Origin of the sequence: Natranaerobius thermophilus JW/NM-WN-LF (assembly GCF_000020005.1) — a bacterium.
In the GTDB taxonomy this organism is placed as follows: Bacteria; Bacillota; Natranaerobiia; order Natranaerobiales; family Natranaerobiaceae; genus Natranaerobius; species Natranaerobius thermophilus.
Genome location: NC_010718.1, coordinates 2,996,926 through 3,019,806 on the forward strand (window position 1 = coordinate 2,996,926; position 22,881 = coordinate 3,019,806).

The 22,881-nt window shown below is 37.1% G+C and carries 19 protein-coding genes and 1 tRNA gene; 5 read left to right on the forward strand and 15 right to left on the reverse strand.

Features of this window, described 5'->3' with window-relative positions:
• Positions 1-82 precede the first annotated feature (82 nt).
• From NTHER_RS14005 to NTHER_RS14040, 7 genes are all read right to left on the reverse strand, one after another.
• On the reverse strand, positions 83-688 hold the full coding sequence (locus NTHER_RS14005) for an indolepyruvate oxidoreductase subunit beta (protein ID WP_012449159.1): 606 nt from the start codon (positions 686-688) through the stop codon (positions 83-85).
• Positions 678-2,516, reverse strand: a complete 1,839-nt coding sequence (locus NTHER_RS14010; protein ID WP_012449160.1) for a thiamine pyrophosphate-dependent enzyme — start codon at positions 2,514-2,516, stop codon at positions 678-680. Before NTHER_RS14010 ends, NTHER_RS14005 begins: the two co-directional genes overlap by 11 nt.
• A gap of 674 nt (positions 2,517-3,190) precedes the next feature.
• Entirely contained in the window at positions 3,191-4,618 is a 1,428-nt protein-coding gene (ltrA, locus tag NTHER_RS14015) for a group II intron reverse transcriptase/maturase (RefSeq protein ID WP_012446632.1), read from the reverse strand.
• A 491-nt stretch (positions 4,619-5,109) separates the two neighbouring features.
• A complete protein-coding gene (locus NTHER_RS14025) occupies positions 5,110-6,972 on the reverse strand; it encodes a ferrous iron transporter B (protein WP_012449162.1) in 1,863 nt (620 codons plus the stop codon).
• 89 nt (positions 6,973-7,061) lie between these two features.
• Positions 7,062-8,063 (reverse strand): lysylphosphatidylglycerol synthase transmembrane domain-containing protein, encoded by a 1,002-nt coding sequence (locus NTHER_RS14030; RefSeq protein ID WP_012449163.1) that lies wholly within the window; start codon positions 8,061-8,063, stop codon positions 7,062-7,064.
• A 14-nt stretch (positions 8,064-8,077) separates the two neighbouring features.
• Positions 8,078-8,620 carry a methyltransferase domain-containing protein gene (locus NTHER_RS14035; protein WP_012449164.1) on the reverse strand — a complete coding sequence of 181 codons (543 nt, stop codon included), beginning with the start codon at positions 8,618-8,620 and terminating at the stop codon, positions 8,078-8,080.
• A gap of 114 nt (positions 8,621-8,734) precedes the next feature.
• On the reverse strand, positions 8,735-9,007 hold the full coding sequence (locus NTHER_RS14040; protein WP_052291988.1) for a FeoA family protein: 273 nt from the start codon (positions 9,005-9,007) through the stop codon (positions 8,735-8,737).
• Positions 9,008-9,354: 347 nt separating this feature from the next.
• On the opposite strand from NTHER_RS14040, the gene NTHER_RS14045 reads away from it, so the two are divergent.
• The 4 genes from NTHER_RS14045 to NTHER_RS14060 all read left to right on the forward strand — a co-directional run bounded on the left by NTHER_RS14045 (position 9,355) and on the right by NTHER_RS14060 (position 12,455).
• The gene (locus NTHER_RS14045) at positions 9,355-9,870 is read left to right on the forward strand and encodes a cell wall hydrolase (RefSeq protein WP_083762831.1); all 516 of its coding nucleotides are present in this window, start codon (positions 9,355-9,357) and stop codon (positions 9,868-9,870) included.
• A gap of 281 nt (positions 9,871-10,151) precedes the next feature.
• Complete coding sequence (locus NTHER_RS14050) at positions 10,152-11,819, forward strand: M20/M25/M40 family metallo-hydrolase (RefSeq protein WP_012449165.1); 1,668 nt, start codon at positions 10,152-10,154, stop codon at positions 11,817-11,819.
• A 230-nt stretch (positions 11,820-12,049) separates the two neighbouring features.
• Complete coding sequence (locus NTHER_RS14055) at positions 12,050-12,280, forward strand: hypothetical protein (RefSeq protein ID WP_012449166.1); 231 nt, start codon at positions 12,050-12,052, stop codon at positions 12,278-12,280.
• Between the two features lie 98 nt (positions 12,281-12,378).
• Positions 12,379-12,455 (forward strand) — tRNA-Pro (locus NTHER_RS14060).
• A gap of 155 nt (positions 12,456-12,610) precedes the next feature.
• On the opposite strand, the gene NTHER_RS14065 is transcribed toward NTHER_RS14060, so the two are convergent.
• From NTHER_RS14065 to NTHER_RS14090, 6 genes are all read right to left on the reverse strand, one after another.
• Positions 12,611-13,633: an ABC transporter ATP-binding protein gene (locus tag NTHER_RS14065; RefSeq protein WP_012449167.1), complete on the reverse strand. Its 1,023-nt coding sequence runs from the start codon at positions 13,631-13,633 to the stop codon at positions 12,611-12,613.
• Positions 13,633-14,616, reverse strand: a complete 984-nt coding sequence (locus NTHER_RS14070) for an ABC transporter ATP-binding protein (protein WP_012449168.1) — start codon at positions 14,614-14,616, stop codon at positions 13,633-13,635. Before NTHER_RS14070 ends, NTHER_RS14065 begins: the two co-directional genes overlap by 1 nt.
• 122 nt (positions 14,617-14,738) lie before the next feature.
• Positions 14,739-15,671, reverse strand: a complete 933-nt coding sequence (locus NTHER_RS14075) for an ABC transporter permease (protein WP_012449169.1) — start codon at positions 15,669-15,671, stop codon at positions 14,739-14,741.
• Between the two features lie 17 nt (positions 15,672-15,688).
• Complete coding sequence (nikB, locus tag NTHER_RS14080; RefSeq protein WP_012449170.1) at positions 15,689-16,609, reverse strand: nickel ABC transporter permease; 921 nt, start codon at positions 16,607-16,609, stop codon at positions 15,689-15,691.
• Between the two features lie 9 nt (positions 16,610-16,618).
• Positions 16,619-18,202, reverse strand: coding sequence for an ABC transporter substrate-binding protein (locus NTHER_RS14085; protein ID WP_012449171.1), 1,584 nt, complete (start codon positions 18,200-18,202; stop codon positions 16,619-16,621).
• Positions 18,203-18,241: 39 nt separating this feature from the next.
• Complete coding sequence (locus NTHER_RS14090; protein ID WP_012449172.1) at positions 18,242-19,414, reverse strand: M20 metallopeptidase family protein; 1,173 nt, start codon at positions 19,412-19,414, stop codon at positions 18,242-18,244.
• A 457-nt stretch (positions 19,415-19,871) separates the two neighbouring features.
• Between NTHER_RS14090 and NTHER_RS14095 the strand changes: the two genes are divergently transcribed.
• Positions 19,872-21,548: a M20/M25/M40 family metallo-hydrolase gene (locus tag NTHER_RS14095; RefSeq protein ID WP_012449173.1), complete on the forward strand. Its 1,677-nt coding sequence runs from the start codon at positions 19,872-19,874 to the stop codon at positions 21,546-21,548.
• Between the two features lie 130 nt (positions 21,549-21,678).
• Here NTHER_RS14095 and NTHER_RS14100 read toward each other — a convergent pair whose 3' ends face one another.
• Positions 21,679-21,897, reverse strand: a complete 219-nt coding sequence (locus NTHER_RS14100) for a hypothetical protein (RefSeq protein WP_012449174.1) — start codon at positions 21,895-21,897, stop codon at positions 21,679-21,681.
• 11 nt (positions 21,898-21,908) lie between these two features.
• Positions 21,909-22,880 (reverse strand): ABC transporter ATP-binding protein, encoded by a 972-nt coding sequence (locus NTHER_RS14105; protein ID WP_012449175.1) that lies wholly within the window; start codon positions 22,878-22,880, stop codon positions 21,909-21,911.
• Position 22,881: the final 1 nt, after the last annotated feature.

The window sequence follows — 22,881 nt, forward strand, 5'->3', positions numbered from 1 at the left end:
CTAAAACCTAGTTCCCTATAATCAACCTAAAACCATAATAATATCATTTTCAATTCTGTTCTAGCCAATTTCTATGTTCCAGCTAAATCACATAATTATACCCGTACTCTAAAGCTTTTTCGTTCTGCTGACTGTATTTTGCTGGTACATTATTTCGCAAAGAGTTCAACCAAGCTTGCCAGGGAATTTCAAGCTTGGCTGCTAACATTCCTACAAGAAGTGTATTAGCTAATTTTTCAGTACCAAACTTTTTTCCTGTTTCAAAGGCGTTTATTGTCGTTAAATTACATTTTTCAGATAACTGTTCCTGGTAATTGACTGGATACTCCTCTTGCTCTAATAGTACAGGGGAGGGGTGAATCTCCTTAGTATTGACAAAAATATAACCCTTGGGTTCCGGTGACATAATACCAAGCCACCTTAAAGCTTCTAAGGGCTCTGTAGCAATCATGAAATGACCCTCTCCCTCAGGTATATTTGGTGAAAAAATTTGGTCTTGAGAAATTTTGACTGAACCCCATACTTTGCCACCTCTCTGAGCTAACCCAATCACATCAGTTGTTTTAAAGTCATAACCTGCATTTAATGCTGCATCTGCTATTACTTTTGTAGTTAGAACAAGTCCTTGTCCCCCAACTCCGCATAGAATTATATTCGTGGACCTTGCTCTATTAGAATTAACTGTCATCTTGGACTCCTCCTCTCACCCGCCGAATTGCTTCTACAGGACAAACTTGGGAACAAACACTGCAGCCTACGCATACATCGGGATCTATAAAGGATTTTAATTTATCTTGATTAGGATATTCTGTCATTTTAATGGGGGGGCAGTTTGTTTTAACACAGTTTCGACAACCAATACAGACATTTGGATTTACATAAAAGTGTGGTTCTTTTATTTTAAATTTAAGGGCACATGGTCTTGATGTAATTACTGCAGATAAACCTTCATAAGAAGTTTCTTGTTCAAAAATGTCTTTTGTCGTTTGATAGTCAAATTGATCAACTTTTGTAACCCTGTCAAATCCTAGGGATTGCAAAACTTCTTGAATATCTAAATTGCTCTCTGAACTTTTAATCTGTCGTCCAGTGCTAGGTGTGGCTTGGCCTCCAGTCATAGCGGTTGTTGAGTTATCCAAGACAATCACAGTGATATTATCTGTCTTATCAGTGTTCTTAGCCAAGTTAACTAGTCCAGATAGACCCGAATGATATAAGGTGCCGTCTCCAATGAGAGCCACTAAAGGTTCTTTTTGATCTAGTTCATTAAAGGCCTTTCTCATGCCCTTGACTATACCCATACTAGCTCCCATACTGATATTTATTTTGGAGACTTCAAAGGGAGGTAGTAAGCCAAGGGAGTAACAGCCTATATCCCCCACCACTTTCATACCGGACTTCTTCAAAATATCAAATACTGGTCTATGAGGACATCCTGCACACATAATAGGAGAACGTTCTGGTACAGCTTGCTTTGCATGTTCACTTGACTCTTTTCCGGAATGTTTTTGATCCTTTGATATCACACCCGCTTTTTCCAATCCAGAGCTGATATCAGAGGTCAACAGTTCACCTGTGAAATTAAAGTATTTCTTTCCGTCACATTGAATCCCCTTAGTTTTTAGCTCATCTTCTATTACTGGCATCAATTCTTCCAATACCAGCACTTGCTGATACTTGGAAGCTAGTTCCTCAATCATTTGAATGGGGAGTGGATAAGCCATTCCAAGTTTTAAAACACTGGCTTTGGGACTTACTTCCTGTAAATTTTGATACATGAGCCCGGTAGTGATAATTAATGTATTGGAGCCTTCTATTTCTTCTAATTGATTAATCGAAGCTGTTTCTGCGTAATTCGTTAAATTAGCTATCCTACTTTGCATTTCCTGCTGTTTGGGAATTGTATAAGGTGGGATCATAGCATGATTGGATATATCAGGAGTGTAACCCGAGATATTAATATCTTGAGGATTTTCTAATTTGACAGGTCCACGACTATGACATTGACGACTGTTCATATATAACATAACTGGTGTTTGAAATTTTTCGCTAAGCTGAAAGGCCAATTTTGTGTATTCTTTGGCTTTAGCACTTGATGATGGCATTAAAACTGGCATATTGGCATACTTAGCTAATACTCTGCTATCCTGTTCATTTTGAGAACTTTTCATTCCAGGGTCATCCCCTACCATTATAACGAATCCCCCTGAAACTTGAGTTTGGGTAAAGGTCATTAAGGGGTCTAGAGCAATATTGAGTCCTACGTGTTTCATGGAAACAAGGGCTCTGGCCCCTGACATGGAAGCGCCCATTGCGACTTCCAGAGCAACCTTTTCATTAGGTGACCATTCAGTATATCCCTGTTGATATTGTTTTATAGCCTCCAAAAGTTCTACGGTAGGAGAACCTGGATAGCTAGCAGCTAAAAAACCACCTGCTTCATAAAATCCTCTGGCAATACTTTCATTGCCTGTTAATGCTTGTTTAACTTGCTTATGTTGTGTTTGAGTATCCAAAAATTTCACCCTCCTTTATCACAAGTTATTCGATAACAATATTCGTTATCCCTTTTAATTTATAATATTTTCCAAAAGCATTCTCGCTTTTATCATAAGTGGTTCCATCATAATTATGCGATTAATTAGGTTGAAATTATTATCATTCCGTGAAAAAATGGAAATGAATGGATTGTTGCGTATAAGATATGGTGAGTATAAGTAAAGGAGGATGATTATGGAAGAACTAACAGCAGGAATTATAGGTTTTATTTTGCGTCTTATTGTTTTTTATAATCTTGGAAAAGTGATTGTAAAACACGCTATCGAAGATTTAAAAAAAGAGGGTAAAATTTAGTTGCAGTAGCTAGATTATAATCCGTTCGATCATAGCCAGACTTTGCCTAGCTCGTGTTGTCATTTGCCGGCAACCCTATCCTGCATTAAACGGTTGGGTGACCCCTATACCAGATGATAATATAGGAATTATCCGATTACTAAGGCACATCATCTAATTTATGTCTCTTACACGATAGCTAATTGCTATCGCTTTTTTTATCCAAATCAACAACAGACTTAAAAAGGTCCATTATATAGATAGTTAAAATACTAATCGAGTAGGAGGTAGATAATTATTTTATCTACCGACCTCTCACACCACCGAGCAAACCGTTCGGTACACGGCGGTTCCTAGTTTACGCTTTAACTTGTCGATAATATTCCGAAAAGAATAGGAAACCAAATCCTTTGATTACATCATTTCCAAGGGATTTGGATAAGACGGGGCTATTGGAAATTCTCCAGTAGCCCTTTCTTGTGTTTGCATATTCCCATGCTTTGTATTTATTGGCTCCAAAGAACTTGAGCATTTTAAATTTTGTTCTCACTTTCTTCCATTGTTTCCAGTAAATCATGCGAATACGCCTTCTCATCCAACTGTCAGTATTTATTAACAGATTCTTCATATCAGCTGGTTTAAAGTAGTTAACCCAACCCATAATGTATCGGCTAAGTTTCTTTGCTCTGGCTTCGTTGCTTATTCCATAACTTCTAGATGTGAGTTCTTTTATTCTCGTTCTCATCTTTGTAACTGATTTAAGATGAACTCTTAATCTGGCTTTTCCTTTATGTCTGTAAAAGCCAAACCCAAGAAATCTTACCTTTCCTACATAGGCAACTACAGTTTTATCTTTATTTACTTTGAGAAATAGTTTATTTTCGATGAAGGGTAGTATGTTCTTCAAGGTGCGTCCGGCACTTCTTCTGCTTTTACAAAAGATTAGCAGGTCGTCCGCATAGCGGACGAATTCGTGCCCCCTTTTCTCAAGTTCTTTATCCAATTCGTGGAGCATTATGTTACTGAGGATAGGGCTAAGAGGCCCGCCCTGGGGCACGCCAACTTCTGTATCCTTATAGGTGTGTTTGATCATTACTCCTGCTCTTAGATATTTGTTGATAAGAGATATTACTCGACCGTCTTTTATTGTCTTAGATAGCACTTCTATCAATTTGCTCTGGTTTACTGTGTCAAAGTATTTCTCCAAGTCCATATCTACTACATATTTGTATCCTTCATTTATGTTTTGTTGACTTTTCTTAATTGCATCATGAGTACTGCGTCCAGGGCGAAAACCATAGCTGTTATCTGAGAATTGCTCCTCATATATTGGAGATAGTACTTGGGCTATTGCTTGTTGGATTACCCTGTCTACCACTGTAGGTATGCCTAATTTTCTTTTCTTCCCATCTTCTTTAGGTATCTCTACCCTTCTGACGGGATTAGGGCGGTATTTACCGTCCAGGACTCTTTGCCTGAGGTGGTCCCCGTTTTCTTTGAGATATTGTAGAAGTTCATCTACTCCCATCCCATCAATCCCGTGAGAGCCTTTGTTGGATTTTATTTTCTTGAATGCTTTATTCATGTTGTCTCTATCCAAAATTTCCTCTAGCAAATTCCCCTTCGACAAGTTTGCATTGGAGATGTTGTTTTCAGTTATCCTTAAAGAACTGTGCACTCCCGCATATCCTTCGTGTTCCGCACTATTCTTCTGCGGTGAGCCTTCTTTGCAGCTTTCGCCTGTCAGAAGTTGGCGGCACTTCATTCCTTTATTGGTAACAGTCATTTACTGATCTCCTCCTAGGTTCATCCCTTCCTTAATGATGTCGACCTCATCAAGTACTATGGAGTCTGCTGACTTCTCATGACAAATCTTATTTCAACCGTGGTTCGAAGTTCATCTTGCCACGTCCATGAGACCTCCCACGGTAAGACGATTAACTTTCATTCCATGTACCCACATCATTTACACTGGTATGTCCGTGTAGTTGATTGGACTTCGTTTTGTATTGCAAACTCATCCCATACCTTATGCCTGATGATGTTCGTGTGCCTTGGGTCGGAATTTTGCCTTAAGCTTCCTTCAGATCCCACCTCACGATGGGCACCCTTGCTCTTGGCTAATGGTTGGTAACTACAAACCCCCATAGTGGACTTACACCACCTAGCTAATCGTCATGCATGGCGCACAATAAAAAATCCCGGGTTAATAAACCCGGGCTGTAAAACAAGGTACAAAATAATTTTAAGTTTAAATTTAATAATAGTCGATGCACATTATACGAATAAACCACCTATCCTGGCAATAACCCCTCCGGCAAAAAAAGCTAAGAAACCGGTAAGCAATAGTATAAAAAAGGCTGTTTTAAAATTAAACTCTCTAGCCAAAGCAGCTATAATAGCCACACACGGAACGTAAAATAATCCTACTACGGCACCGGTAAATAACTGCAAGGTAGTTAGATCCATTTCTATTAAGGGAATGACCGTTAGCTCGCGTCTAAAAACTCCCAATACCAGAGGAGTTGATGCTTCTGCTGGAAGTTGTAGCCATGTGACTACTAAAGGACTCAATAATTCCCCTAGAAATGTCATAACTCCACTTTCATACAATAAGGCTGCTATCCCAATAATGCCAATCATGGGTAAAGCACCATCAACTATATAATTTTTAATTCTCAACCATACCTTTTTAAAAACAACTTCACCTCTAGGTACAAGTAATTCGGGAATCTCCATTATTGTATAAGGTCGAGAACCTGCCAATACCTTGTCCAAGGTAATACCAGCTAAGAAAATAATTAATAAAGAAAACAAAAATACTGCCAACAGTACAAAGATAGACCGTTCTGCCAGTAAAGCAATAAAGGCCCCAGACTGTGCAACACAAGGTATGGCCAGACAAACGAGAGTAGAAACAGTCAATCTTTCCTTATGAGAGTTAAGAGATCTTGTTGCCATAATGGCCGGTATACCACAACCATAACCCAAAAGTAAAGGGACTACACTAGATCCCGGTAAACCAAATTTATTTAAAATTCCATCCAGCAAGCCACCTAATCGCGGCAGATATCCACTATCTTCCATAACACTAAGGGCAGCATAAAAAGAAATTACATAAGGCAGTACTAGGGTAAAAGGCCATTCTAAACCTTTAACCAGCAAGCCATATTCACCTATTAAAACGTTCAGTACTAAACCTTCCGGGATTAAACCTTCAACTACGTAAACTACAGAGGGAATAATCAAATCTCTAAACAGAGGTAGTAACAAATACTGACGAATCCCCATCCCTACACCAACTACTATTCCAAATATAGTGGCCAAAATCAATATACTTAAAGGCAGACCTGGCCAGGGTTTAACTAATAAATCGCCCCATAACTGACGTTTGGATTTTTGAGACTCGGGTTTCTTTTTTTTGGCTTTCTCATTAATATATTCGGCAATAGACCATAACTCCTGTGGATCATCAGGAAGATTCTTTAAATTCCAGGATTCAGCTTTCTGATTATCATTTGGGCTTGGTTTTTCTTGCGATTTGCTGTCAACAGAAGAAACTCCTGCCTGTAAGGAAGCCAATAGTGTCTTTTTTATCTCTTCTGTACCTTTTTTCTCAACAGCTACAGAAGGAACAACGGGAACCCCAAGAAAATGAGAAAGAGAGCTGATATCAATTTGCTCCCCTCTTTCTTCTATTAAATCTATCCTATTGAGAACTGCAACAGTAGGAATTTTATACTGTAATACTTGTAATAGCAGATAAATACTACTTTCCAGGTTATAAGCATCTATGACACATATAACAGCTGCTGGTTTTTTATCCACAGAGACATCTGTCAATCCGCCCTCGTTATGACAGTGGTTAGCACTTTGAGACTTAGCTTCTCCCCGAAGCATATCAACAGCCACTCTTTCAGCGTCATTTGTCGCCTCTAATGTATAAGTTCCCGGAACATCTATCAAATTAGCCGTTTTGCTATCTAATTGAAGCTCTCCCACAGTGTACTCTACGGTAGTCCCAACATAATTGGCTATACTAATATTTAATCCGGTAAGATTGCTGAATATTACGCTCTTCCCCACATTTGGAGGACCTATCAGTAAAACATTGTCTTTTTTGCTATGTTTATCTGACACTTAAATCACCTGCCACTATATTTTAAATTATGATTATTAAATTATGATTATTTTTTCTTACTTCTCTTGCCCTGCTATTGCACCAATTTTTAGTTATTACTAGCCTCAGCTCCGGTAGTTCGAACATAATACCCGGTTATAAAGGCAGAAATAATCAGAGGCAGCCAAAAAGTGAATGCTCGAGTCATCAATGCTACGGAAAGAGATTCTGGGGAACTTAATCCTCCTATAGTTAGAACTAAAGCCATACTACCTTCAAAGGTAGCAAGACCTCCGGGAAGTAACGGTATCATGCTTACTAAGTAAGCAGTATAAGTGGCAATAACCGCTATAATTGGATTTATATCAAAACCGAGCATTGTAGCGACTAAGTACACTTTGAGTGGATAACTTGCCCATACGAGAGCACCGATACAAAACAATAACCCTCTTTGAACAGGTCGAGTTACTAAAGAATTAGATTCCATAGAAGCCTGGGATAAAAACCTGTGAACTTTTTGACATTTAGTTAATAATTTCTCAATAACAGGTTTATTAATAAAACTTTTTCCTGAAACCTTTGGATAAAAATGTTCATAAATGGCTGAGTAATTAAAAAATATAAAGAACAATATAAAAAACAGTACTAGTCCAATAAAAGCTAAATAAACGATAGTAGGAAGAGATAGAAACATTAAAGCATAACTCAAAGTGATAAAAGTAATGACTAGGAAAGGTAGTAAAGAGAAAAATTTGGTAACAACAGTTACAGCCATTAATTCTTGATATGTCAAGGCAGTACTCTTTTTCATGAGATAAACCTTTAAACCTTCTCCGCCCACTTTAACCGAAGGAGTTACACTCTCCACAAACTTACCTGCCAAATTAATAGAAAAAACTTTGCTGTATGATACCATATTTGTCTTTTGCTTTAATAGATAATACCAAATGAGAGTCGTCAATGACATGGTAAAAACCTGCAGTAATGCCATAATCATTATCTGAGCAGCTTCCATTCTATTTAGGACTAAATAAATCTCTTCCCAACCTATATAGACAACTACTAAAGTAATAACTAAAATACCGAAAATGAACAAAAAAGGTTTTTTCAAATAAATTCCTCCTGTTAAGTAGTTAGGTAGAGATTCGAATAGTTAAATGTCTTCATATTTTGCAATACCCAGTCATCGGGTACTAAATCTAAGGAAAGATTGCCATATTCTTGATTAAATTTGTCCACTGGTTGCCGAAAAATCAATCTTCCTTTTCCATTGGTCTGATTGGATAGATTCTGGTATACAAGAGATTTTCTATCTACTTGTAACGCAATTATAGCAACATTAAAGGGAACTGGGATGTCTTCTACTCCATCTCCCTCGTAAATCTCAATATTTTTATTGAGTTGAAATTTTTCCAAAGAATATCTTGCTTTTTTAACTGCTTCTGGATCTTTATCTAATGCAACCACTTTTGCTCCCGTCAGTTGTGAAATATGAATGGCTGTAAAGGGTATAGCACCACAGCCCACATTTAACACTACATCTTGAGAAGTAATATTTCCTAACTCTACCTCACGACGAACTACTTCCCTATACATGCGTGTGTAAATATAAAAAGCAGGGTAAAATAAACAACCATATTTCTCACAAGATGCAAAAAAACCTTTCATGAAATGAACCCCCAGACAAAACCTTTATATTTTCTTCATTCATCTCTTCATACATCGTAAAATTCATTGAGAATCATTATCAATGAATTTTAAAATAAAATTGCAATAGAACCTTTATCTATTGCAATTAACTAGAATATTACAGGCTATATCTCTACTGAGTGCAATATTTCTTCCATCTACAGAACAGATAACTGGTCCATTACATACTTGTTTTGCCTTTACAGTTACCTTTTTTCCTTTCCTTAGGCCTAAAGAAGCTAACAGCGTATCCCCAGGGGTTTCCATAATGATACCTTCCTCTTCCTTTAACAGTTGATCTACTGATTTATGCTGATAACTATTAGTTTGTGAATCTTGTAAATACCCCTCAATATATACGGCCATTTATAAACGCCCCCTTACCGGATTTGGCATTTGTCAGTTCCCAAACAGTTTCGGTGAGAATGATTTTCATCTTCATGTTTAATATTAAAGGATTTTTATTGATTTGTCAATCTCACTTTTTACTTTTTAAACTTATCCACTCAGCCAAATATTTTCATATATTCTCAAATTAACACAACTGTTAGTATTATGTTTATTATATCAAAAATAAGATGTATGTGTGTTCAGATTTGTTTTTAAAAGCTCCCTCGGCAATCAGTAGATTTGTTCATCAAAATAGATTATAATATTATGTTAACTAGCTTGTAGTTAACTAAACCAAAATATTTGCTTTGAGGGGGAATTCTATGTATTTTTCTAAAGGCCATTTAGGCTTTAGTAAGTTATCTAGGATCCTGGGAATCAGCCTATTGGCATTAGCCATAAGCTTGACTTTTATCTCAGGTTTCACAAGTGAGGTTGAAGCCAGTCAGGAGGAAAATAAAGAAGACTATAAAAGATTAGAGATCAACAGCCATGAACGAGACCTCTTGGCACATGCAGTATATAGTGAGGCTCGTGGTGAACCATACAAAGGCCAAGTTGCAGTAGCAGCAGTTATCATCAACCGCGTTGAAGACTCTAGATGGCCAGACAATGTTGAAGGGGTAATTTTTGAACCATGGGCATTTACAGCAGTACATGATGGACAATTTTGGTTACAACCTAATGAAACTGCTTATGATGCAGTCTCCGATGCATTAAAGGGCTGGGATCCCAGTGAAGGAGCAACTTTCTATTACAATCCTGTAACTGCTACTTCAGAATGGATTTTTACTAGAACACCAATTACTACAATTGGCAAACACGTATTTGCATACTAAAATTCAGAAGCTGCTGGATATAGCAGCTTCTTTTTTTAATCTATTTTTATTTTGCGCAAATTATTTTTACAAGTCAAATATTTGGCGTATTTCATTTACACAAATTAACATTTTTAAACCAGAATTTCTTTCTTAATAGATTTGTTGAAGCAGGAGTGAGTATGAATTCTGGTTTAAAATTCTCAGTAATCTGAAATTTCCGTTTTGTCGGCATAATTATTGCATGTTTTTGATATATTAAATATTAAAATTTTTAAAATATTATAAGGAGGTATTATATAATGTGGCTCGAGGACAAGAATAAATTAAAAGAATTACTAGATCGGTTAGTAAAAGTACCTAGTATATCAGGGACCAGTAAAGAACAAGGTGTTGCAGAAGAAATTCATAAAATCTTATCAGAAATACCCTACTTCCAAGAAAATAAAGACCTACTTCATATTAATAAATTACCCGGCGATAGTTTAGAAAGATCCTACGTAACTGCCCTTTTAAAAGGTAAGGGCAATAAAACTGTTATTTTACTTCATCATCACGATGTAGTTGATGTTCAAGATTATGGGAATTTAAAAGAATATGCCTTTGATACCGATACAATCACTAGTAAAATGGAAACTTTTGACCTACCATCAGACGCAAGAAAAGACCTAGAGAGCGGTGAATGGTTATTTGGACGTGGTGTAATGGATATGAAAGCAGGAGCAGCATTACAACTAGCCCTAATGCACGATTACTCTCAAAATATAGAAGATTTTGATGGAAACATTGTACTTGTGTCAGTACCAGATGAAGAAAATAACTCCATCGGAATACTATCAGCAGTTCCCCATTTAAATAAGCTAAAAGAAGAACATAGTCTAGAATACAGATCTGTTATCAAAAGCGAAAGTCATCAACCTGATGATGAAGGAAATAGTGATATAGCTATCGGAAGTATTGGAAAGATCTTACCTTTCTTTTACTGCTTCGGAAAAGAAACTCACGGAGGTAATCCCTATGGAGGACTTAATTCTAGTTTAATATTTTCTCAAGTAGAATCATTAATGGAATTCAATACCGATTTTTGTGACAAATTTAGAGGAGAACTAACACCACCACCAGTTAATTTAAAGCTCAACGATTTACGAGGAGTATACAACGTAACAACTCCCCAAGTAACAGTAGGGTATTATAATATCCTAACAATTACATCAAGCCCTTATGATATCTTGCAAAAAATGCAAAAAGTAGCAAAACAGGCCTTAGATAATGCAATCAAGATTTATGATAACAGCTTTGACAGTTTTGAAGAGTTAGCAGGAGAGGATGGAATTGATAATTCTTGGGGAACAAGTGAAAAAGTCAGCAAAAATTGGGATCCAAAAGTTTACACTTTTGATGAACTATACAATTCTGCTTATCAGGCTTCGGGCGAACAATTCTTAGAAGCATATAATCAGGCTGCAAAAGAACTAAAAGAAACAGCTCAAGATGAGCGAGAGTTCTCTCTTCAACTAGTAGATAAAGTACACGACTACTGTCCTGATAGAAATCCTAAAATAATTGTAGGTTTTCTGCCACCTTTCTACCCCCATGTTAAGAACAACAGAGAAACGGACAAAGAAAATTATATGCTAGAAGTAGTAGAAAGACTACAACAAGAAGGGAAAGATAAACATGGAATTCATTTTAATGTGACAGAGTTTTTCAAAGGTATCAGCGATCTAAGTTACTTCGCGGTACCCGAAAGTGAAGATATTGCTAAGTATATGAATCCCAATATGCCAGCTAATAACCATGTTTACAATCTACCAATTGAAGAAATTAGTAAACTTGATGTATCAGTCATTAATGTAGGGCCCATGGGTAAAGATGCTCATCAATACACTGAACGACTGCATATGCCATTTTTCACTGAAAAAGCACCTAAAATTCTAGAATTTACTGTTAATGAAATACTAAAAAATTAAGTATAATCAATTAAACACTTAGGCCATCTGAAATCAGATGGCCTTATTCTTGTTCATCAATTCTCCTTAAATTTTTGTCGCATTAGTTCATCATAAGTTCATCCTAAATATCACAAAACTGATTATTAACTTGTCCTAATTACTCAGTATTATTAAAATGTAACTAAGCGAAGGGGTAACTAATTAAGTGCATTTCTTTAGCTAGCTAGACGAATAGAGGTGTATTTATTATGTTGATAATTAAATGTGCATTTTGTAAAGCCAAAATCTTTAGATACAAAAAAATTGGTAAAGGACAAGTGCTGCGCTGTTATAAAGATAGGATTAACAGGGTTTATCAGGGCCAAATATCTGATGATGAATTGGTATGTGGCAAGTGTGGTGGCCGAATTGGGAGGGTAGAAGATCATAAAATTAAAATGGACCAAAATGCTTTTACCTATTCAGGTAAAAAGGATTGAGTGAACGAATGTTTTAGCGATAATTAATAATTCTATTTAGTATTTTGCTGTTTTACCTTTACAAAAAGTAAGTTTTTCAGTTATAATATAAATGTTGACGGGGCGTAGCGCAGTTTGGCAGCGCACTTGGTTTGGGACCAAGGGGTCGCAGGTTCAAATCCTGCCGCCCCGACCATATTTTAAACCGCGGGTAAATTTAATTTATCCGCGGTTTTTTTATGTGAAATCCTTTATTGAAAACTCATTAATGAAATCTCAATTAAACAAAATTATAAAATTTGACAGTACATATTAACGAATGAACAGCTGAACAAGAGTTAGAGCCAAATTTTAAATGGCCTGATTATAATCTTCTAAGGGAAAATGACAAGTTACTAACCGCTCATCTGAAGTGGCCGGGTAATAAGTCCGCTCCGGAGGAGCCGTTTTGGTGCAAACTTCCTGGGAAAATGGACAGCGAGTGTGAAAACTACATCCTCTAGGAGGATTTACAGGACTTGGCAAATCACCTTCTAACATGAATTCACTTTTTTGATTGCGCAACTCAGGGTCTGATATAGGTAAAGCCGATAGCAATCCTTTGGTATAAGGATGTTTAGGATTTCTAAAAAGTTCTTCTGAACTGGCTAGTTCAACGAGTTTACCTAAATACATCACTGCGATTCTATCACTGATATATTTTACTGCCGGTAATCCGTGACCAATAAATATATAAGTAAGATCGTACTCTTTTTGCAGTTTCTTAAGTAATTGCAAAATTTGAGACTGAATAGACACATCCAAGGCAGATACCGGTTCATCACATATTATCAATTTAGGTTTTAATGCGAGAGCCCTGGCAATCCCAATCCGTTGACGTTGTCCACCACTAAATTCGTGGGGATAGCGGTTGGCATATTCCTTTCCCAGGCCAACGGCTGACAGAAGTTGATATACTTGAAAGCGCAATTCTTCACCCTTGGCCATGCCATGAGTTTTTAATGGTTCGGCAATAATATCGAAAACTTTCATTCTAGGGTTTAGTGATGAAAAGGGATCCTGAAAAATCATTTGCATATCTTTTCTTCGTTCCCGGAGCCTCTCACCTTTTAGAGCTGTGAAATCTTCACCCTCAAAATAAATTTTACCCTTGGTCGGTTCTAACAATCTTGTCATAAGGTTTCCCGTAGTTGATTTACCACAACCAGATTCGCCCACTATACCCAAAGTCTCCCCTGGATACAATTTGAAATTTACGTTATCAACTGCTTGTAACTGTTGCTTTTTACCAAATAATCCTCCACCAGAAACCTGAAAATATTTACTCAACTGCTCTACTTCAAGAATAGGACTTTGTCTTTGGCCATCAGACATTATATCGCCACCTTTTTACATACTTCATGGTGTTGAAAACAGCGAACTTTGTGACCTTGATTTTCCACCATTTCTGGAGAAGCTTCATTACAAATTTCCATAGCTTCTGGGCACCTGGGATGAAAACGACAGCCATCTGGCATCTTGTCCGGTGTTGGTACAGTACCTTCGATGCTTGCCAATTCTCCACTATCAATGGTGGGAGTACTGTTCAGCAATCCTTTAGTATAAGGGTGCATGGGATTTTTAAAAAGAGAAAATACATCAGACTCTTCTACAACCTGACCGGCATACATAACTATGACCTTATCAGCGAGTTCAGCCACCACTCCCAAATCGTGGGTGATCATCATAATACTCGTACCGAATTCCTCTCCCAACTGTTTTAACAACTTTAAAATTTGAGCTTCTATAGTTACGTCTAAAGCAGTGGTGGGTTCATCGCAAACCAGTAATCTTGGATTACAGATTAACGCTATAGCTATCATCACACGTTGCCTCATACCACCACTCAGAGAGTGGGGATATTGTTTAAATACTTTTTCAGGCCTAGGTATTTTTACTCTTTCAAGCATTTTTAATGCCATCTCTTTGGCTTGATCTTTATTCAAATTTTGATGAACAATAAGGGGCTCAGTGATTTGTCGACCGACCGTCAATACTGGATTCAATGACGAAAGGGGTTCTTGAAAAATCATAGCTATCTCTCTACCACGCAGCTGTCTTTTTTGTTCATGATTCATTGTAACTAAGTTTTTTCCACAATATTTAATTTTCCCCGAATCCACTCTTCCTCCAGTATCAATTAAATCCATAATTGAAAGTGCTGTCACACTTTTACCACACCCCGATTCTCCAACAATAGCTACGGACTCACCAGCATTTATTTGAAAGGAAACGTCCTGAACTGCAGTCACTGTCCCTCTGTCATTTTGAAAAACAGTCTTTAAGTTGTCCACTTTCAAGATAGGGTCACTTTTCAATGTTATTCCTCCTTTCACAACCGTTTAATAATTATATCTATAATTATTACCTCTAACTCTAATACATTTATCCGTTAAAGTTTATCCGTTAAAGTTGATATAATCAACAATATAAAGTTTAATCAAGCATTTTGACTTTTAGGGTCCAAGACATCTCTTAGCCAGTCACCCAAAAAAATGATTCCCAATACTGTAATCGTTATGGCTATTCCGGGAAAAGTGGAAATCCACCATGCAGTAGCAAGATAGTCTCTACCGTCACTTAACATTCCACCCCAGGAAACTTGAGGTGGCTGAATGCCCAGTCCTAAAAAACTCAATGAAGCTTCTAAGATTATAGTAGTTGCTACTCTTAAAGTCGAAATCACAATAAAAGTAGACATAACATTGGGTAAAATATGCTTGAATATAATAGCTGTATTTTTAGTACCAATGGTTTTACTGGCTTTTACATATTCCTGTTCTTTAACGCTCAAAACCTCGCCCCGGATCATTCTGGCATAAACCACCCAATTGGTGGCTCCTAAAACCCCGATAACTGTCCATAAGCTCGGCCCAAAGACTGCAAGTATTACCAGTATAAGTAAGATGTTGGGGATAGCTAAAAAAGCATCCACAACTCTCATAATTATATTGTCAACAATTCCTCCAAAGTAACCAGCTATTAGTCCTAAGGTGACTCCGATAATACCTGCCACAACCACTGATGTGATTCCCACAAACAATGATATTCTCGTTCCATATAAAATTCTGGTAAATATATCTCTACCGACATTATCAGTACCCAAAATGTGTTCTCCACTCCCTCCCTCTATAAAACTTGGAGGTGAGAGCCTTTCAGCCGCATTCATTGCATCAGGTTCATGGGGAGTAATATAGGGTGCAAAAATAGCAAGGAGGACCACTCCAAGAACTATCAGTAAACCCACAGTACCTGTCTTACTTTTTAAGAGCTGTCTCACCCAAAGAATATAATCTTTTTCTTGTAAACTATTGATGATTCCAGATCCATTTTCACGGTGATCTGAATTGTTGATATCAGTACTTTGAGCCATTAGGAGCCCTCCTTTCATTAACTGTAATTTATCCTTGGATCAACAAATCCGTATAAAATATCTGCCAATAAATTCACGATTATGACCATAAAAGAAATTATCATAACTGCTGCCTGAACAATTGCCATATCTCTGGTATTAACAGCTTGGATTAATAGTTGTCCAAGACCCGGCCAGGCAAATACCGTTTCAGTAATCAAAGTTCCCCCAACCAGAATCGAAACTTGAAGGGCCATAATAGTTATTACAGGTATCAATGCATTTTTAAAAGCGTGAATATAGACAATCAACGGCTTTTTAAGCCCTTTACTTTTAGCTGTTTTAATATAATCTTGATTCATAATTTCAATCATACTTGATCGAATTAGGCGGGCCATGTCCGCTGCAATGGCTGTACCAAGAGTAATAGCTGGTAAGACTAAATGTAACAAGGTGCCCCGCCCAGATACTGGAAATATCCTTAAATTAACTGAAAAAATTAAAATCAACATAATACCTAACCAAAAGTTTGGCATAGCTTTTCCCAGGACAGCTCCACCTGTTACAAAAATATCTAAAAATGAATTTTTATTGACTGCAGACCAAATCCCTAAAGGCACTGCAATTACTGTCGCTACTACCATGGCTGATACCGTTAACTCCAAAGTGGCAGGAATACGGGACATCACAATAGGTAAAGCCTGTTCATTATAACGATATGATTCGCCAAAGTCTCCCTGTAGCATATTAATAAGAAAGCGACCATATTGAACCATGAAAGGGTCATTGAGGCCAAGAGATTCCCTCATGGCCTCTACCTCTTCCTGGGTTGCTTCTTCTGGCAGCATCATAGTTACAGGGTCACCAGCAACGTATACCAGGCAAAATACAACAAAAGAAATTATAAAAATCACAGGGATTAGTTGTAGTATTCTTCTTAGAATATAATTAGCCACCATTCATCACCTCTAGTCTGTTTTACCAATTTCCGGAATGTAAATCATTTCATCCAAACGGGGTTCGAAGTCAATTCGATTGTTTATACCGTAACTATCCTTTTGTTGATACAAGTAAACATAAGGTAATTCTTCTGCAACAATTTCTTGAACTTCTTGATATTGTTCTTTTCGTTCTTCAAAATCCATGTTAGATTCGGCTTTTTCTAACAGCTCGTCTACTCGCTCATTTTCATAATAGGTCCTCTCAGTATTTTGTTCTGAATGGAAATTTCTAAGAGCATGGGCAGCATCAAACATGGAATTAGACAATCCTAAGAACATTAAATCCTCATTTTCATTTCCCAGATACTTGTCGGCAAATTGACTGAATTCAAGCAGGTTTAAATCAGCATTTATTCCCACTTCTGCTAACATACCTGTAATCATTTCTGAAACATCGCTATCCATCAAATATCGCCCTTGAGGCGCATGAAACTTTAGTTCAACACCATCGCTGTATCCAGCTTCTTCAAGCAGTTCTCTAGAATAGTCGGGATCATAACGATAATCGTCGTATAACTCTTCATTATAACCGGTGTTACCTGGAGTAACCCTTGTTCTGACTGGAGTCCCCTGACCGTCTAGAATAGATTCAGTGAGTGCTTCATTATCAATGGCATAGTCAATAGCTTCCCTCACCTTTTGCTCTTCAGTAGGTCGTCCTTCTTCGTGATTTAAGATTAACAGCATAACTCTATTGGAGTCACCTGTCGATATTAGAGTCCCCTGATTATCATCAACCCTATCCCAGTCAGTAGGAGGAACATTCACCGCTAAATCTACTCCCCCTGTTAACAACTCGGAAACCCTGGTAGAATCTTCAGGTATTACTCGGTAAACCACTTCTTCCCAAGGAGAATCATAGTCACCATAATAGTCTTCAAAGGGATTTAGTACAACACGATTATCCCGTTCCCATTCAACAAATTCATAGGGACCTGAGCCAATAGGACTGTCTAAAAAGTGATCCCAGCCCTCTTCTTCAATATAGTCCTTTGGTAAAATTCCTGAACCCATCCGAGAAATCCGGTTAAGTAGGGCCGGTTCAGGATCTTCTGTATGAATATAAAATTCGTAATCATTAATAACTTCCACTTCTGAAATTTGATTGTAATTCGAGTGTTCCGTTAAAGAACTGTCTTCTATCACCCTGTGAAAGGTGAATTGGACATCTTTTGAAGTCAACTCGTCTCCATTGTGAAATTTTACGCCTTCCTTTAATTTAAATTTCCACGTTTCATCATCTATAATCTCATGCTTTGAAACTAATTCAGACTGTATTTCACCATCTTCTTGTCGAAACAAATAATCAAAAATATTGATATGAACAGCTTCTGTCGAGGTGTTGTTATGGTCATGGATATCAAAAGTAACCATGTCGGTACCCATACCAATTGTCAATCTATCCTCATATTCAACCTCGAGTGCTTCTTCCTTACTGCCTTGCTCATCGTTTTTTCCACCAGCTTCTTCATCAACTTCACCACCACAAGCTGTCAATATTAAAGCCGAGCAGGTAGTTACTATTGCGAGTTTCTTTAGTTTTTGAATCATAATTATTCCCCTCCTAATTCTTTCTTTAAAATTAAATTATTATTGGTTTAAGTAATTTAATGCGAGCCCTGCCATAATAGCAGAACCTATAGGCAATGCTTCTTCGTCAATATCAAATAATGGATGATGCCCAGGATAAGTAATTCCCTTTTCTTCATTTCTAACTCCTAAACGAAAAAACACTCCAGGTACTCGCTCGGTAAAAAATGAAAAGTCTTCTCCACCCATACTAGGCTTAGTTACTAAAACATTTTCTTTACCTAAGAGGTCGTGGGAAGTTTTAGCCAATAAATCCACCATTTGATCAGCATTATTTACAGAAGGATACATATAGGTGTACTTAAACTTGTAATCCAAGCCGTGGGCCTGGGTAATACCTGATACCACGGACTCTATTCTTGCTTCCATGTTATTTCTTATTTCTGGATTTAAAGTTCTAACTGTCCCCCCAAGTTTGACTGATTCAGGGATAATATTATTGGCACTGCCACCATGTATTTGTCCTATGGTAATCACCCCAGAGTCCAAGGGATCCACATTCCTGCTAATAATTCTCTGTAATGATGATAAAACTTCACCTGCTACGGGTACTGGATCTTTTGTCAAGTGTGGATGAGCTGCATGTCCCCCTTGACCAATAATCTCAATTTCAATAAAATCTGCAGCGGCACAAACTTGACTTTCAGCATACATAATACTACCAGTTGGAATTGTAGTGTTTACATGTAATCCACCTATTGCATCCACTTTAGGTTCTTCAAGAGCACCATCTTCGATCATCTTCTTGGCTCCAAAAAATCCTTCTTCACCAGGTTGGAAAATCAACTTAACATTCCCATATTTGGGTGGGTTATTCTTTAAAATCCAAGCTGCCCCGAGCAACATAGCTGTATGAGCGTCATGCCCGCAAGAATGGGCCATACCGCTGATTTCAGAAGCATAAGACACATTTTTTTCATCATTCATATTCAATGCATCCATATCAGCACGTAATCCAATAGTAGGCCCAGGATTTTCCCCTTCAATTAAACCTAAAACTCCAGTTTTTCCTACACCATTTTTTGGTTCAATACCCATGGAATATATTTTTTCCTGTACCAGATTAGATGTTTTTTCTTCTTGCATCCCTAGTTCAGGATAACTATGAATATCACGTCTCCATTGAATTAGCGAATCCTTTATTTGAGTAGACTCTGATATCAATTGATTCATCGATTCACCCCCAATTTTTTGGCAATTTAATGTGTTAACTTGGTAATTAATAAAAGTTATTGAAAATAAATAAACCTCTGACAGGTAGGTCCATAATGGAACCTACCGCCAGAGGTTTTTATCCCCACGGTGTGACACCTTCAAACAGGTGTCTTGTACCCCTCGGACCAGACATCTTGTTAGATCGGAACCCTAGGTACACTCCCATACAAAAATAAATATCATTTTATTTAATTATTTATTATAATTAGCTATCATAACCTTGTCAATGTTTAAAATTTAAAATTGTTAAAGTAATAATTCTTTGAATTTTCATTTAGTGTTGATAGGCCAAAGTCGCAAAGTCAGTTGTACTTTTGGAAAATTTTAACTAGAAGGTTTAATTATAAAGAATTTTTTGATAATATTTAGTTAGTGGAGTAACAATATTTTGAATTTTTAACCGGGAGGGGTTATTATGTGGCTGAATGATGAGACAAAATTAAAAGAGATTCTCAATCGGCTGGTAAATGTCCCTAGCGTTTCAGGAACCACAAAGGAACGAGGTATGGCAGAAGAAGTTTATAATATAATGTCCGAAATACCATATTTTCAAGAAAATCAGGAATTACTAAACTTAAAAAAACTGCCTTATGATGATTTAGACAGATATTATGTCACTGCATTACTTAAAGGTAAGGGAAGTAAGACTGTTATTTTACTACATCATCACGATGTAGTTGATATCGAAGATTTCGGTAGTCTTCGTGAATATGCTTTTAATCCTGAAAAAATCACAGAAAAAATGGCAGATTTTGATTTGCCAGAAGAAGCTAGAAAGGATTTAGAAACTGGCGAATGGCTTTTTGGACGCGGAGTTATGGATATGAAATCAGGAGCTGCTCTTCAAATTGCATTGATGCATGATTATTCCCATAAAATTAATGAGTTTGACGGAAACATTGTCCTGGTGTCAGTTCCTGACGAAGAAAATAATTCTGAAGGTATTTTATCGGCTGTGCCACATTTAGTAGAACTAAGAGACAAGCATGATTTAGAATACATTTCTGTAATCAAAAGTGAGAGTCATCAACCTGATTCTGAGGGAAAAAATGATATAGCAATCGGAAGTATCGGAAAGATTCTTCCATTATTCTATTGCTTTGGAAAAGAGACCCATGCCGGAAATCCTTTCGGTGGATTAAATTCAAGTCTGATATTCTCACAAGTAGAAGCTTTAATGGAAAAAAGTCCGGAATTTTGTGATGAATTCAAAGGAGAGTTAACTCCTCCCCCTGTTAATTTAAAATTAAATGACCTGCGAGGAGTTTACAATGTCACTACACCTCAAGTAACTATAGGATATTATAATGTTATGACCATTAATTCTAGTCCCTATGATGTCCTAGAAAAAATGAAATCTATTGCTAAGCAAGCCTTAGATAATTCCATCGAAATTTACAATCAACGTTATGATGGATTTCAAAATCTAGCCCCCGATGGTGTGGAAAACTCTTGGGGTGTTAGTGAAAAAGCTAGTCTCAACTGGGAACCAAAAGTCTATACCTTTGAGGAGCTTTATAATTCTGCCTATAAGGCCTGGGGAGATGACTTTTTAAATGATTATAACGAAACTGCCGAACAACTTAAAGAATCAGTAAAAGATGAGCGGGAATATTCGATTCACTTGGTTAACAAGGCCCATGATTACTGCCCGGACAGAAATCCCAAGATAGTTTTAGCCTTTTTACCTCCTTTCTATCCTCATGTTAAAAATAATAGAGAAACAGAAAAAGAACAATTTATTCTAGATGTGGTTGAAAATATCAAAAAGGAAACTAGAGAAAAATTTGGATTAGAGTACAAGGTTACCGAGTTTTTCAAAGGTATAAGTGATTTAAGTTTCTTTTACGTACCTGAAAGTGAAGATATTGCCAATTACATGAACCCCAATATGCCAGCCCTCAACCGTGTTTATAGATTACCTATTGAAGACATAAGTAAACTCGATGTTTCAGTTGTAAATGTGGGTCCTGTTGGAAAAGATGCTCATCAATATACTGAAAGATTATATCTACCCTTCTTTACTCAAAAGGCGCCACAAATTTTAGAAATTGCCGTTAATGAAGTTTTGAACTACAATACCAAGCAATAGTAAATTCAATAATCCAATAAATCTAAATTTTCAAAAACCATAAATTGAATAACTGCCAACTGTCCAAAAGAAAACCGGAGGCCTATCGCGCCTCCGGCTTTCTTATTTTTAATCTTAATCAAAATTGACATTATCCCCAAACCAGGAAGAAGAAAAAGGTAACAATTAAACAACTGATAACTAATAATACTGCCATGGGAAGTAACAGTTGAATACCAGCTATAGTTAGAGCTAATACATCGGACCAGTCCATTTGTTCGCTATTTTCTTTGATTTTTTCTATTTCCTCTTCTGTAAACTGTTCTCCTTGCTCATTATTATCGCGATTGTACAATTTATTAAAAGGCATCTTATCCCCTCCTACTTGACAAGATGACAAGCAACTTCATGGCCATCTTCCTTTTCCTCTAGCTGGGGTATTTCTCTGGTACAAATATCCTCGGCTATTCGACATCTGGTATGAAATCGACAACCGGAAGGTGGATTAACTGGACTTGGGATATCTCCTTCTAAGAGAATTTTTTCTTTCTTGGCCAGGGGATCCATAACTGGTATTGCTGATATCAAAGCTTGAGTATAGGGATGGAGAGGATCTTTAAACAAGTTTTCAGTTGGTGCTAATTCCACAATATGTCCTAAATACATAACTGCTACTCTATCACACAGATATTTTACTGCAGTCAAATCGTGGGCTATAAAAATATAGGTGAAATTAAATTCTTCCTGTAATTCTTCCAATAAAGTCATTATCTGAGCCTGAATAGAAGCGTCTAGAGCCGAAATGGGTTCATCAGCCACTATAAAACTTGGGTTTAAAGCCAGGGATCTGGCTATTCCTATCCTCTGTCGCTGACCTCCGGAAAATTCGTGAGGATATCTGTAGTAATGAGATGCCTCTAGGCCACATACTTCTAACATCTCAATCACTCTATCTCTGGTTTCCTTGCCTTTAGTAATACCGTGCTCTTCTAGAGGTTCTCCAATAGCATCTCCAACCATCATTTTGGGGTTAAGAGAACTAAAAGGATCCTGAAAGATTATCTGCATGTCCTTCCTTAATTTTCTAAGCTCTTCTTTATCGATTTCATTAATAACATTGCCTCTGTATTCAATATTTCCTGCAGTAGCTTCATGTAAATTTAAAACCGTCAAACCCGTCGTCGATTTTCCACAACCTGACTCTCCTACTAGACCAAAGGTTTCTCCAGGATAAATACTAAAGCTAATCCCATCTACCGCCTTTACATGATTAACTACTCTAGAAAGTATTCCTGCCCTTATGGGAAAGTATTTTTTAAGATTTTCCACCTTTAAAATCGGTTCTTCAGACAAG

Excerpts from the sequence above, each read along its gene's own strand:
- NTHER_RS14005 (WP_012449159.1), bottom strand. The coding sequence starts at position 688 with ATGACAGTTAATTCTAATAGAGCAAGGTCCACGAATATAATTCTATGC.
- ltrA (WP_012446632.1), bottom strand. The coding sequence starts at position 4,618 with ATGACTGTTACCAATAAAGGAATGAAGTGCCGCCAACTTCTGACAGGC.
- NTHER_RS14035 (WP_012449164.1), bottom strand. The coding sequence starts at position 8,620 with ATGAAAGGTTTTTTTGCATCTTGTGAGAAATATGGTTGTTTATTTTAC.
- NTHER_RS14040 (WP_052291988.1), bottom strand. The coding sequence starts at position 9,007 with ATGGCCGTATATATTGAGGGGTATTTACAAGATTCACAAACTAATAGT.
- NTHER_RS14045 (WP_083762831.1), top strand. The coding sequence starts at position 9,355 with ATGTATTTTTCTAAAGGCCATTTAGGCTTTAGTAAGTTATCTAGGATC.
- NTHER_RS14050 (WP_012449165.1), top strand. The coding sequence starts at position 10,152 with ATGTGGCTCGAGGACAAGAATAAATTAAAAGAATTACTAGATCGGTTA.
- NTHER_RS14055 (WP_012449166.1), top strand. The coding sequence starts at position 12,050 with ATGTTGATAATTAAATGTGCATTTTGTAAAGCCAAAATCTTTAGATAC.
- NTHER_RS14065 (WP_012449167.1), bottom strand. The coding sequence starts at position 13,633 with ATGTCTGATGGCCAAAGACAAAGTCCTATTCTTGAAGTAGAGCAGTTG.
- NTHER_RS14075 (WP_012449169.1), bottom strand. The coding sequence starts at position 15,671 with ATGGCTCAAAGTACTGATATCAACAATTCAGATCACCGTGAAAATGGA.
- nikB (WP_012449170.1), bottom strand. The coding sequence starts at position 16,609 with ATGGTGGCTAATTATATTCTAAGAAGAATACTACAACTAATCCCTGTG.
- NTHER_RS14085 (WP_012449171.1), bottom strand. The coding sequence starts at position 18,202 with ATGATTCAAAAACTAAAGAAACTCGCAATAGTAACTACCTGCTCGGCT.
- NTHER_RS14090 (WP_012449172.1), bottom strand. The coding sequence starts at position 19,414 with ATGAATCAATTGATATCAGAGTCTACTCAAATAAAGGATTCGCTAATT.
- NTHER_RS14095 (WP_012449173.1), top strand. The coding sequence starts at position 19,872 with ATGTGGCTGAATGATGAGACAAAATTAAAAGAGATTCTCAATCGGCTG.
- NTHER_RS14100 (WP_012449174.1), bottom strand. The coding sequence starts at position 21,897 with ATGCCTTTTAATAAATTGTACAATCGCGATAATAATGAGCAAGGAGAA.